This window comes from Bradyrhizobium sp. PRIMUS42 (assembly GCF_023006515.1).
Taxonomy (GTDB): Bacteria; Pseudomonadota; Alphaproteobacteria; order Rhizobiales; family Xanthobacteraceae; genus Bradyrhizobium.
In genome coordinates this window covers 1-11,712 of the sequence record NZ_JALBGZ010000122.1, presented here as the reverse complement: position 1 = coordinate 11,712, position 11,712 = coordinate 1, and the positions used below count along the sequence as shown (strand labels likewise).

General features: G+C 63.9%; 11 protein-coding genes and 1 pseudogene. 6 read left to right on the top strand and 6 right to left on the bottom strand.

Going from position 1 to position 11,712, the window contains the following annotated elements:
• From MOV75_RS12570 to MOV75_RS12550, 5 genes are all read right to left on the bottom strand, one after another.
• Positions 1-431, bottom strand: a 431-nt coding sequence (locus MOV75_RS12570) for an ATP-binding cassette domain-containing protein (protein ID WP_247005833.1), incomplete at its 3' end; no start/stop codon positions are given.
• On the bottom strand, positions 428-1,411 hold the full coding sequence (locus MOV75_RS12565) for a branched-chain amino acid ABC transporter permease (protein ID WP_246922770.1): 984 nt from the start codon (positions 1,409-1,411) through the stop codon (positions 428-430). The genes MOV75_RS12565 and MOV75_RS12570, both read right to left, overlap by 4 nt.
• Positions 1,411-2,289: a branched-chain amino acid ABC transporter permease gene (locus MOV75_RS12560; protein WP_258719533.1), complete on the bottom strand. Its 879-nt coding sequence runs from the start codon at positions 2,287-2,289 to the stop codon at positions 1,411-1,413. The genes MOV75_RS12565 and MOV75_RS12560 overlap by 1 nt, the downstream gene beginning before the upstream one ends.
• Positions 2,290-2,493: 204 nt before the next feature.
• Positions 2,494-3,738 (bottom strand): ABC transporter substrate-binding protein, encoded by a 1,245-nt coding sequence (locus tag MOV75_RS12555; RefSeq protein WP_246922772.1) that lies wholly within the window; start codon positions 3,736-3,738, stop codon positions 2,494-2,496.
• 89 nt (positions 3,739-3,827) lie between these two features.
• A complete protein-coding gene (locus MOV75_RS12550; protein ID WP_246922775.1) occupies positions 3,828-4,643 on the bottom strand; it encodes a putative hydro-lyase in 816 nt (271 codons plus the stop codon).
• 119 nt (positions 4,644-4,762) lie between these two features.
• Between MOV75_RS12550 and MOV75_RS12545 the strand changes: the two genes are divergently transcribed.
• The 4 genes from MOV75_RS12545 to MOV75_RS12530 all read left to right on the top strand — a co-directional run bounded on the left by MOV75_RS12545 (position 4,763) and on the right by MOV75_RS12530 (position 9,196).
• Positions 4,763-5,680: a LysR family transcriptional regulator gene (locus MOV75_RS12545; RefSeq protein WP_246922778.1), complete on the top strand. Its 918-nt coding sequence runs from the start codon at positions 4,763-4,765 to the stop codon at positions 5,678-5,680.
• A 119-nt stretch (positions 5,681-5,799) separates the two neighbouring features.
• On the top strand, positions 5,800-7,050 hold the full coding sequence (locus MOV75_RS12540; protein WP_246922781.1) for a Zn-dependent hydrolase: 1,251 nt from the start codon (positions 5,800-5,802) through the stop codon (positions 7,048-7,050).
• A gap of 12 nt (positions 7,051-7,062) precedes the next feature.
• Entirely contained in the window at positions 7,063-7,974 is a 912-nt protein-coding gene (locus MOV75_RS12535) for an NAD(P)-dependent oxidoreductase (protein ID WP_246922784.1), read from the top strand.
• A gap of 148 nt (positions 7,975-8,122) precedes the next feature.
• On the top strand, positions 8,123-9,196 hold the full coding sequence (locus tag MOV75_RS12530; protein WP_246922787.1) for a malate/lactate/ureidoglycolate dehydrogenase: 1,074 nt from the start codon (positions 8,123-8,125) through the stop codon (positions 9,194-9,196).
• Positions 9,197-9,322: 126 nt separating this feature from the next.
• Here the strand turns inward: MOV75_RS12530 and MOV75_RS12525 are convergent, their stop codons facing one another.
• Positions 9,323-10,396, bottom strand: a complete 1,074-nt coding sequence (locus MOV75_RS12525; RefSeq protein WP_246922790.1) for a tartrate dehydrogenase — start codon at positions 10,394-10,396, stop codon at positions 9,323-9,325.
• Positions 10,397-10,551: 155 nt separating this feature from the next.
• On the opposite strand from MOV75_RS12525, the gene MOV75_RS12520 reads away from it, so the two are divergent.
• Together MOV75_RS12520 and MOV75_RS12515 are read left to right on the top strand one after the other, a co-directional pair.
• Positions 10,552-11,328 (top strand): SDR family oxidoreductase, encoded by a 777-nt coding sequence (locus tag MOV75_RS12520; protein WP_246922793.1) that lies wholly within the window; start codon positions 10,552-10,554, stop codon positions 11,326-11,328.
• Between the two features lie 120 nt (positions 11,329-11,448).
• Positions 11,449-11,607, top strand: a pseudogene (locus MOV75_RS12515) (amidase); the annotation flags it as partial.
• Positions 11,608-11,712: the final 105 nt, after the last annotated feature.

The window sequence follows — 11,712 nt, the reverse complement described above, 5'->3', positions numbered from 1 at the left end:
CGCTTCTCGGCCGGCACAAGATCGCTCGCCAGCACGTCGGCGCGCGCGGCAAGGCCGGTGAATTCCAGCACCTCATGGGCCTTGCGGCGGGCCTCGCGCATCACGGTGTTGCGCACGAGCGCGCCGACGATGACGTTGTCGATCACCGTCATGGTCTCGAAGCTCTTGACGACCTGGAAGGTGCGCCCGACGCCGCGCTGGCAGCGCGCAGCCGCGGGCATCCTGGTGACATCCTCGCCGTCGAAGATGATCGAGCCTTGCGTCGGCGGCAGCACACCGGCGATTAGGTTGAACAGCGTCGACTTGCCGGCGCCGTTCGGGCCGATCAGGCCGACGATCTCGCCGCGGCCGACCGAGATCGAGACGTCGCTGTTGGCGACGAGGCCGCCGAAGCGCTGCCAGACGCCGCGGGTTTCAAGGAGCGGGGTCATCTTGCGGCTCCCGTCTTCTTCGGGCGGGAAAACAGGCTGAGCAGCCCCCGCGGCAAGGCCAGCGAGATCAGGACGATCAGCGTGCCGTAGACAATGAGATCGACACCGCGCCCCGAGCCGCCGAACTTGAAGCGCGTCAGCTCAGTCAGCGGGATCAGAATGGCGGCCCCTAACACCGGCCCCCACAGGGTCCCGATGCCGCCAAGCACGGCGGGCAGCGCCATCAGCAGCGAAAACTGGAAGCCCATGACGCTTTCGGGATCGATGTAGGAGACGAACTGGGCATAGAAGCTGCCCCCCACCGCAACAAGGAAGGCGGAGACGGCGGCCGCACCCATCTTGGAATTGAACACGTCTACGCCGAGACTCTCGGCCGCATCCGGATTGTCCTTCACCGCGCGCCACCAGAATCCCCATTTGGAGTTTTCCAGCCACCAGGTGACGAACCAGGCGAGGCAGCACAGCGCCAGCGCGAAATAGAAATACGGCAGCTTGGTGCGCAGGAATTGGAATTTCAGCCAGCTGTCGCCGCGGATCGGAATGGTGATGCCCATCGCCGCGCCGGCCCATTCCCAATTATGGAACAGAAGCAACCCGATCTCGGCGATGACGATGGTGGCGATCACGAAGTAATGGCCACGCAGACGGAAGAAGGGATAACCGAGGCCCATCGCGATCAGTGCCGACGCCACGCCGCCCGCCAGCATGCCGAACCAGGGCAGCACGCCGAATTTGGTGAACAGCAGCTCGGTGGTGTAGGCACCCAGGCCGAAATACAGCGCGTGCCCGAGCGAGATCTGCCCGCAATAGCCGGACAGGATGTTCCAGCTCTGTGACAGTCCCGCATACATCAGCGTCAGGATCAGGATGTTCTGGACGACGACGTCCTTCACGAACAATGGCGTGAGTGCGGCGATCGCGGCAAGCACCGCGGCGATGATGAGGTCGCGGCGGCGCCGCGCTGCAAAATCCTTGTCCATCATATCGATCCGAACAGGCCGCGCGGCCGGATGAAGACCACCAGCAGATAGACTGCGTAGATGCCGACCGATTTCAGCGACGGCGGGAGCACCAGGGCGGTGGTGGCTTCGACGAGGCCGACGATGATGCCACCGGCAAAGGCGCCGAACACGCTGCCGAAGCCGCCGAGCGCCACGGTGACATAGGCGATCAGGGCAAAGGACGCGCCGACGTCGGGATAAATGTAGAAGAAGCTCGCCATGATCGCGCCGGCGAGACCGACCAGCGCGGCGCCAAGGCCCCAGCCGAACGCGAACACGCGGTTCTTGTCGATGCCAACCAGCGCGACCGCACCGGGATCTTCGCGGGTGGCTTCGATCGCGCGGCCGAAATCGGTGCGGTGGATGAAGAAGTAGAGACCGGCAAAGGCCGCGATCGACACCAGCGCACCGACCAGCTGCGGCTCCGGCAGGAAGATCCCGCCAATCGAGATGGTTTTACCGCCGAGCCAGGACTGCGGAATGCTGCGATAGTCCGGCGTGAAGAAGAACTGCGCGAGGCCCCGCATCACGATGGCAAGGCCGAAGGTGGTGAAGATCTGCACCATGCCGGCGTTCGCCTTGGCCCGCATGGCGAAGCGTACAATCAAGAGATAGATCACCGCCCCGAAGATGAAGAGCCCCGCGGCGACCAATGGCGCCGACAGCAAGGGGTCGATGGCGAAGAACGCGAACAGGAAGAAGGACAGGTACATCGCGATCATCAGGAACTCGCCATGGGCGAAGTTCGTGACGTCCATCAGGCCGAAGATCAGCGCGAGGCCGACCGCGATCAGTCCGTAGAGCAGGCCCATGAGCAGGCCGCTTGCGAGACTCTGGATAATGGCTTGGGCTGTCAAAAGTCGTCCCCCGTTCGAAGCGTCATCATTTGCTCCATCATTGCGAGCGAAGCGAAGCAATCCAGAAATGTCGCCAAGGAAGCAGTCTGGAATGCTTCGTCGCCAGCGCAAAATTACTTCGCAATTTTGTCGCGGGCTCCTCGCAATGACGGTGTGGGAGCAGCCTGCTTCCTACAACGCCGGCCCCTACCCTCCCCGAAACGCTTACTTCATCGGCCAGATCGCCTCGGCGATCGCGGCCTGCGGCGGGAAGATGGTGACGAACTTGCCGCCGACATATTGCAGCAGCACCGGGTCGGCGTCGTTGTTCTGGCCCATCTCGTCGAACTTGACGCGCTTCCAGGGCATGATGGTCTGCTCGCCCGGGATGTCGGTCGCCGCCAGCGCATCGCGGATCTTCTCGCCGTCGGTCGACTTGGCGCGGCTGATGGCGTCGGCGAGGATGATCAGGCCCATGAACTGGCGCGAGGTGAGATCGTTGAAGTCCTTGCCCGACCGCGTCTTGAACATGTCATTGATCTTGCCGACCATCGGGCGCTTCTGCGCGAGGTCGAGCGAGAAGGTGCCGCGCGAGATCACGCCCTCGAGCTTGTCGCCGACGGCATCATAGAGCGCCTTCTCGGAGAAGCCCGCGTCCTGCGCCACGATCGCGTTCGGCTTGTAGCCGAGCTCGGCCATGGTCTTGACCAGCAGGATGCCGTCGGTGGTGTAGCTCGAGGGCATCAGCACGTCGGCATTCGCAGACTTGAGCTGCTGCACCTCGGCCGAGAGCGAGGGCGAGTTGGCGCGATACTTGATGTCGGTGACGATCTTGTAGCCGCGCTCGCCGGCGATCTTGGCCTGGGCGTTGCCGGAATCGGTTCCGAAGATGGTGTCCTCGTGGAACAGCGACAGCGTCTCGATCTTGGTGCCCTTCTTCTTCAAGGCATCGAAGAAGTCGAACATTGCGGCCGAGTACATCTCGTCATGCGGGGCGGCGCGGAAGTAATATTTCAGGCCGCGGCGATGCAGGCTCGGCGAGGAATTGTCGGCGGAGACGAACGGGACCTGGTAGCGTTCGCAGATCTGGCTGACGGTCACGGCGACCGCGCTCTGATAGGTGCCGATGATGGCGCTGACCTTCTCCTGCGTGATCAGGCGCTCGGCCTCGGCGCGGCCCTTCTGCGGATCGGCCTGGTGGTCGGCGAATACGAGGCGGACCTTGGCGCCGCCGAGGCCCGGCAGGCCCTCGCCCTTGCCCAGCGGCAAGTCGAAATCGGTGTCCTTGTTGATGACCTCGAGCGCGGTCTCATAGGCCTTCTGCGCATCGACGCCCTGCTGTGCGCTGCCGCCGGAGAACGGATAGATCACGCCGATCACGACTTCCGAAGTCTGTGCGCGTGCAGCGAGCGGCACCAGCGCAGCGGTGGCGGTGGCACCTAACAATACGTCGCGGCGAGTGATCGTCATGGCTGAGTCCCCTGTGACTGAATTTCGGCTGATCGAATGAAGCGATTGATGAATGCGGTAAAGCTCGAAGAAGCAGCAAACGCTGCCCACTAAATCACGGCCATGGTCCTGTTCTTGAGATCCGTCACCAGCATCAGGCCGGGCGAATGCGTGATGGCGAACGGCAGCTTGGCGGCGTTGATCACCGATTGCGGCGTCACGCCGCAGGCCCAGAACACCGGAATCTCGTCGTCGGCGACGGGCACCGGATCGCCATAGTCGGGCTTGGCGATATCCTTGATGCCGATCAGATGCGGATGGCCGAGATGCACGGGCGCGCCGTGCACGGCCGGGTAGCGCGAGGTGATCTGCACCGCACGGATCGCGTCCGCCGGCTTGAACGGGCGCATCGACACCACCATGGGACCGGCGAACGGCCCCGCCTCGCCGCAGGCGATGTTGGTGCGATACATCGGCACGCGCACGTTCTTCTCGATGTGGCGGATCGGCATGCCCTCGTCGAGCAGCGCCTCTTCGAACGAGAAGGAGCAACCGAGCACGAAGGTGACGAGATCGTCGCGCCAATGCTTCGTCACGTCGGTCGGCTCGTCCACGACCTCGCCGTCGCGCCAGACGCGGTAGCGCGGCACGTCGGTGCGAATATCGAGGTCGGCGCCGAGCGAGGGGATGAACGGACTGCCGACATCGGACATGCCGATGATCGGGCACGGCTTCGGGTTGAGCTGGCAGAAGCGGTGAAAGGCGCCGGCATATTCCGCAGGCAGGATCGCCAGATTGCCCTGGACGAAACCGGGGGCGACGCCGGCAGTGGAGGCGACCAGCCCCTCGCGATAGGCGAGCCGGGCCTTGCGGCTCGGAAGGGCGTCGGGCGTTTCAGTTTGCTGCGCTGCCACCAAAACAGTCATGTAATCGACCTGCCTATAAACTCGACAAGGACAAGCCAACACCAAGCGTGCTATAAAGTCTAATCGTCGTTTCTAATCAATCTCGATAAATATCTTTTATCGATGGGAAAATCCTTCCAATGTTGGACTTCAGGTCGATCGAGACATTCCTCTGGGTTGTGAAGCTCGGCAGCTTCCGCGGCGCCGCCCAACGGCTCAACACGACCCAGCCGGCGATCTCCCAGCGCATCGCCCAGCTCGAGCGCGAGATGGGCGTGAAGCTCCTCAACCGCGATCATCGCGTGGCCTCACCGACCCCGAGCGGCCGGCAGATGATGGTCTATGCGGAGAAGCTGATCGGCCTGCGTGCTCAGATGATGGCGGAGATCGGCGACCGCTCGGCGATGCGCGGCGTGATGCGGCTCGGCGTCGCCGAGACCATCGTGCACACCTGGCTGCCGCGCTTGGTGAAGAGTGTGAACGAGGTCTATCCGAACCTGTCGCTGGAGATCGAAGTCGATATCACGCCGAACCTCACTGCGCGCCTGCTCGCACAGGAGATCGAGCTTGCCTTCGTCGTCGGCCCTCTGTCCGCTTCCGGCGTGCACAATCGCGTGCTTGCCGATTATCCAATCGGCTTCCTCGCAAGTCCCTCGCTTGGCCTTGGCAATGGCCCGGTGACGCCGGCGGAGCTTGCGCGGTTTCCGATCATCACCTTCCCGCGCAAGACCAAGCCTTACGAGGTCGTGCGCGAGGTATTCGACCGCCCCGAGCTGCCGCCAATCCGGCTGCACGCCTCCGCCTCGCTTGCGACCGTGATCCACATGGCGGTGGAAGGGCTCGGCGTCGCCGTGATCCCCGACGCCATTGTGGAGAACGAGCTCGCCGACGGGCGGCTGCAACTGCTCGACACCGATCTTGCGATCGCACCGCTGACCTTCACCGCGAGCTGGCTCGCCTCGCCCGACGTCGTCGCCGTGGAGCGCGTCGCCGAGCTGGCTCGGCAGATTGCGCAGAGCAGCCTCGCGGTTGACGCGCCCGCGCTGGCGCGTCATTGAAACAGGCGCCGGATTTTCTACCGTCATTCCGGGGCTCGCGCAGCGAGAACCCGGAATCTCGAGATTCCGGGTTCGCCCTGCGGGCGCCCCGGAATGACGGCGATCGATGGAAGAGACGCATGAGCCGAGCCGCCACCAATCTGCAAATCGATTCCGCCCGCCTCTGGGGCTCGATCCACGAGACCGCACAATTCGGTGCGACAGCCAAAGGCGGCGTGCGGCGGCTGACACTGAGCAACGAAGACAAGCAGGTGCGCGACTGGTTCCGCAAGGCCTGCGAAGACGCCGGGCTCGAAGTCCACGTCGACGCGCTCGGATCGCAGTTCGGCCTGCGCAAGGGCCGCGACATGTCGAAGCCGCCCATCGGCATCGGCTCGCATCTCGACACGCAGCCGACCGGCGGCAAGTATGACGGCATCCTGGGAACGCTCGGCGCGCTGGAGGTGATCCGCACGCTGAACGATGCCGGTATCGAAACTGAAGCGCCGATCTGCGTCGTCAACTGGACCAACGAGGAAGGCTCGCGCTTCGCACCCGCGATGATGGCTTCCGCGGCTTACGTCGGCGACTTCACCACCGACGACATTTTGTCGCGCAAGGACGCCGAGGGCACGACCGTCGGGCAGGCGCTCGACAGCATCGGCTATCGCGGCGACAAGCCCGTCGGCTTCCAGAAGCTCGGCTGCTTCGTCGAGCTGCATATCGAGCAGGGCCCAATTTTGGAGGCCGAAGGCAAGACCATCGGCGTGGTCGATTCCGGCCAAGGCGTGCTGTGGTATGACGGCAAGATCTCCGGCTTCGAGAGCCATGCGGGCTCGACCCCGATGCCGCTGCGGCGCGATGCGCTGGCGACATTGTCGGAGATCGTGCTGGCGATGGAGGCCATTGCCAGGAAGCACGGACCGAACGCCGTCGGCACCATCGGCGAAGCCGTCATCGCAAATCCCTCGCGCAACGTCATTCCCGGCGAGATCGCGTTCACCATGGATTGCCGCAGCGCGGACGGCGCCATCATGGACGCGCTCGATCGCGATCTGCGCGCCGCGATTGCCGAGATCTCCGCACGCCGCAAGGTCGAGGTCAAAATCGATCTGGTCTGGCGCAAGCCGCCGACGCATTTCGATCCCAAGCTCATTTCAGCAGTCGAGAACGCGGCGAAGACGCTCGGCTATTCCTCTCGCCGCATCACCTCCGGCGCGGGCCACGATGCCTGCAACCTCAACACCATCATGCCTGCCGCGATGGTGTTCGTGCCCTGCAAGGACGGCATCAGCCATAACGAGCTGGAGGACGCGACGCAGCCGGATTGCGCTGCAGGCACCAACGTTCTCATGCACACCGTGCTGGCGATCGCCGGCGTCGCGTCCTGACCGGAGAGAGCCATGCGCGGAGTATTCGTCGACGCCAATGAATCGCTGGCCGTGATCATGGAGCGGCTGGAGCAGCCCGGCGATCCCAAGGTGCGGATCAACCGGAATCCCGACATCAAGCCGGACCAATATCCCGAGATTCTCGATGGGGCCGAGATCGCGATCGTCGACCACACCGCGCTGCCGACCGAGGTCGCGAAGAAGTGCACCGGGCTGAAGCACGTCGTATTCCTCGGCACCGGCGCGCGCAGCTACATGAATCCGGAGGAGCTCAGCCAGCTCGGCATCTCCGTGCATCTGATCAAGGGCTATGGCGACACGGCGGTCGCCGAATCCGCGATCGCGCTGATGTGGGCCTCGGCCCGCGTCATCGCGATGATGGACCGCGAAATGCGCGGCGGCAATTGGCTGCGCGAGGACGGCATGCAGCTCACCGGCAAGACGCTCGGCCTGATCGGGTTCGGCGGCATCGCAGCCGAGGTTGCGCGCATCGCGTCGGGCAGCGGCATGAAGGTGATCGCCTGGAACCGCTCGCCGAAGAGCTATCCAGGCGTGGAGTTCACCGATCTCGATACGGTGCTGGCCAGAAGCGACGTCGTTTCGCTGCATCTGCTGCTCAACGACGAGACGCGCGGCATGATCACGCGCGAGAAGATATTGGCGATGAAGCGCGGTGTCATCCTCGTCAATACCGCCCGTGCCGCGATCGTCGACGAAGCGGCGATGATCGACGCGCTGACGTCGGGCCACATCCGCCATGCCGGTCTCGACGTGTTCAACACCGAGCCCCTGCCCGGCGATCATCCGCTGACGAAGATCCCGAACGTGACGCTGTCGGCGCACTCGGCGTTCCGGACGCCGGAGGCCAGCGAGAACCTGATCGAAGCGGCATGGGTTCACTGCCGCCGGATCGTGAAATCGTAGGGTGGGTTAGCTCTGCAGAGGCGCGAAGCGCACCTGCAGGGCGTGACCCATCTCTTTAATTTCCGCGGAAGCAGAAGCGGTGGGTTACGGCTTCGCCTAACCCACCCCACGCTCCCCGCCAAATCGCGAAGGAATAAGAGCAACAGCAATGGCCGACTATCGCACCATCAACGCAGAGCCGCTCACCAACGCCATCCGCGCCATCGTCAAGGCCGGCGGTTCCTCGGACCGCGAGGCCGAGCTCGTGTCCACCAATCTCGTCGAGGCCAATCTCAAAGGCCACGACTCCCACGGCGTCGGCATGATCCCGCGCTATGTCCAGAGCGTCACCAACGGCGGGCTCGCCGTGAATCAGCACGTCAAGATCGTGCTCGACACCGGGCCGCTCCTCACCCTCGACGGCCTCACCGGCTACGGCCAGGTGATCGGCCATGAAGCGATGGAGCTCGCGGCCGAGCGCGCCAAGAAAAATGGCGTTTGCCTCGTCGGCCTTTCCAACTCGCACCATATCGGCCGCATCGGCCACTGGGCCGAGCAGTGCATCGATCACGGGCTGGTCTCGATCCACTTCGTCAATGTGATCTCGCGCCCGATCGTGGCGCCCTGGGGCGGCAGCGACGCACGCCACGGCACCAACCCGTTCTGCGTCGGCATCCCGCGCAGGGGCAAGGACCCGATCGTGCTCGACTTCGCCACCAGCAGGATCGCGCAGGGCAAGACCCGCGTCGCCCACAACAAGGGCGTCGAGCTTGAGGGCGGCACCATCATCGACAATGAGGGCAAGCCCACCACCAATCCGCGCTACACTGTGATCCCGCCGTATGGCGCCATCCTGCCGTTCGGCGAGCACAAGGGTTCGGGGCTCGCGCTGGTGTGCGAAATCCTCGGCGGCGCGCTCTCCGGCGGGCAGGTGGTGAAGGGCCCCTCCGACGGCAAGTACAACGTCCTCAACGGAATGCTCTCGATCGTCATCGACCCGAGCAAGCTCGGCACCGGCGAAAACCTCGCGCGCGAGGCCGAGAGCTTCGTCGCCTGGCACACCGGCTCGCCGCCTGCCCCCGGCATCGACAAGGTCAAGATCGCGGGCGAACCCGAACGCGAAACCAGGAAGAAGCGCCTCGCCGAAGGCATTCCGGTCGATCCGACCACGTGGCAGGAGATCCTGGAGGCCGGGAAGAAGTTCGGGCTGGATCAGGCAGCAATCGAGAAGATCGCGGGCTAGCGATCCGCTGTGTCAATTGAAACAGAAATCGTAGGGTGGGTTAGCCGCAGGCGTAACCCACCGCCTTCTTCACGGGGACAAAAAAGGTGGGTTACGCTGCGCTAACCCACCTTACCGATTCTGGCGTCAATCCACCATATCCGCAACCGCCTTGCCGCAAGCCGTGGTGTCAGCGTTGCCGCCGAGGTCCTTGGTGCGCAGCGTGCGTTCGGCGAGCGTGCGCTCGATCGCATCGACAATCGACTTGCCGGCTTCCTTTTCGCCGAGATGCTCGAGCATCATCGCACCCGACCAGATCGCGCCGATCGGGTTGGCGATACCCTGGCCAGCGATATCGGGCGCCGAGCCGTGCACCGGCTCGAACACCGAGGGGAAATCGCCCTCGGGATTGATGTTGCCAGACGGCGCGATGCCGATGGTGCCGGTGCAGGCCGGGCCGAGATCGGAGAGGATGTCGCCGAACAGATTCGAGCCGACCACGACGTCGAACCAGTCCGGATGCAGCACGAAGTTCGCCGTCAAAATGTCGATGTGGTACTTGTCCCACTTCACGCCCGGAAACTTCTTGGCCATCGCCTCCACGCGCTCGTCCCAATAGGGCATGGTGATGGAGATGCCGTTCGACTTGGTCGCCGAGGTCAAATGCTTCTTCGGCCGCGACTGGGCGAGCTCGAAGGCGAACTTCAGGATGCGATCGACGCCGGTGCGGGTCATCACGGTCTGCTGCGTCACGAACTCGCGCTCGGTGTCCGGGAACATGCGGCCGCCGACGGAGGAATATTCGCCTTCCGTGTTCTCGCGCACCACCCAGAAATCGATATCGCCAGGCTTGCGGCCCGCCAGCGGCGACGGCACGCCGGGCATCAGCCTCACCGGGCGCAGGTTCACATATTGGTCGAACTCGCGGCGAAACTTGATCAGCGAGCCCCACAGCGAGACGTGGTCCGGAATCTTGGCCGGCCAGCCGACCGCGCCGAAATAGATCGCATCGTGCTTGCCGATTTTGTCCTTCCAATCGTCCGGCATCATCTGGCCGTGCTTCTCGTAATAGTCCCATGACGAGAAGTCGAAATGGTCGAAATGCACGGCGACCCCATGCTTCTTCGCCGCAGCCTCCAGGACGCGCAGGCCTTCGGGCATCACTTCCTTGCCGATGCCGTCGCCGGGAATGACCGCGATCCGGTATGGTTTCTTGCTCATCGAGAACGTCCTTGGTTGGTCCGGCAGCCGCCGCCTTTTGACCGCACTGCAATGGACCAAACGCGTCGGCAGTGCAACGCTGCACTGCAATGTTGACCATGGCGCGGCCAAGCGCCTACTGATTTTATCCTGTTCCTATTCTGCGAGTACCCCTCATGGATCTGCATCTGCGTGGCAAGCGTGTCCTGATCACGGGCGCGTCCAAGGGCATTGGCGCTGCCGCAGCCGAGGCATTTGCCGAGGAAGGCGCGCACCTCCTGCTCGCCGCCCGCAGCGGCGACCAGCTCAAGGCGCTGGCCGACCTATTGCGTTCCGCGCACCAGATCGATGCCGCAACGAGCATCGTCGATCTGCGCAAGGCCGAGGACGTGGCGCGGCTCGCCAGCGAAGCCGCCGACATCGACGTGCTCGTCAACAACGCCGGCGACATTCCCGGCGGCTCGATCGACAAGATCGACGAGGCGACCTGGCGCCACGCCTGGGAATTGAAAGTGTTCGGCTACATCAACCTCACGCGGCAGATCTACGCGCAGATGAAAGCCAGAGGCGGCGGCGTCATCGTCAACGACATCGGGGCTGCCGGCGAAAAGTTCGATGCCAACTACATCTGCGGCAGCGCCGGCAATGCCGCGCTGATGGCCTTCACGCGCGCGCTCGGCGGCAAGAGTCTTGCCGACAACATCCGCGTGGTCGGCATCAATCCCGGCCCCGTCGGCACCGACCGCCACGTCACACTGCTGAAGACGCGGGCGAAGCACCAGTTCGGCGACGAGAGTCGCTACAAGGAATTCCAGAAGAGCCTGCCGCTCGGCCGCCCTGCGCATGCGCGCGAGATCGGCGACCTCATGGCGTTCCTGGCGTCGGACCGCGCCGGGTATACGTCGGGCGTGATCTATACGGTAGACGGTGGCATCAGCGCCGGGTGGGGTTAACTCTAGCCTCGGCATTGCGAGCGCAGCGAAGCAATCCTGGAATGTATCCGCGGGCAATAGTCTGGATTGCTTCGCTGCGCTCGCAATGACAAACCAAGAATAGACACAGGAGTAAAATAATTGTCCCAGGACCTGATCCGCGAAACCGCATGCACCGTCGTCGACAAGCTGCGGTCTGGCGACGTCTCGCCGCTCGAGCTGCTGGATGTGGTAGAGAAGCGCATCGGTGAGGTCGACGGCAAGGTCAATGCGCTGCCGATACTGTGCTTCGATCGCGCGCCTTAAAATGGTCGATGGCCAGGTGCGCACCAGTGACGTCACCGACCGTCGTGTTCTCGATGCCATGCTTACGGTTCCGCGCGAGGCCTTTGTGCCGGCAGGCCG

Bases quoted from the DNA above. Each gene is read 5' to 3' on its own strand.
- MOV75_RS12565 (WP_246922770.1), bottom strand. From the start codon at position 1,411: ATGGACAAGGATTTTGCAGCGCGGCGCCGCCGCGACCTCATCATCGCC.
- MOV75_RS12555 (WP_246922772.1), bottom strand. From the start codon at position 3,738: ATGACGATCACTCGCCGCGACGTATTGTTAGGTGCCACCGCCACCGCT.
- MOV75_RS12550 (WP_246922775.1), bottom strand. From the start codon at position 4,643: ATGACTGTTTTGGTGGCAGCGCAGCAAACTGAAACGCCCGACGCCCTT.
- MOV75_RS12545 (WP_246922778.1), top strand. From the start codon at position 4,763: ATGTTGGACTTCAGGTCGATCGAGACATTCCTCTGGGTTGTGAAGCTC.
- MOV75_RS12540 (WP_246922781.1), top strand. From the start codon at position 5,800: ATGAGCCGAGCCGCCACCAATCTGCAAATCGATTCCGCCCGCCTCTGG.
- MOV75_RS12535 (WP_246922784.1), top strand. From the start codon at position 7,063: ATGCGCGGAGTATTCGTCGACGCCAATGAATCGCTGGCCGTGATCATG.
- MOV75_RS12530 (WP_246922787.1), top strand. From the start codon at position 8,123: ATGGCCGACTATCGCACCATCAACGCAGAGCCGCTCACCAACGCCATC.
- MOV75_RS12525 (WP_246922790.1), bottom strand. From the start codon at position 10,396: ATGAGCAAGAAACCATACCGGATCGCGGTCATTCCCGGCGACGGCATC.
- MOV75_RS12520 (WP_246922793.1), top strand. From the start codon at position 10,552: ATGGATCTGCATCTGCGTGGCAAGCGTGTCCTGATCACGGGCGCGTCC.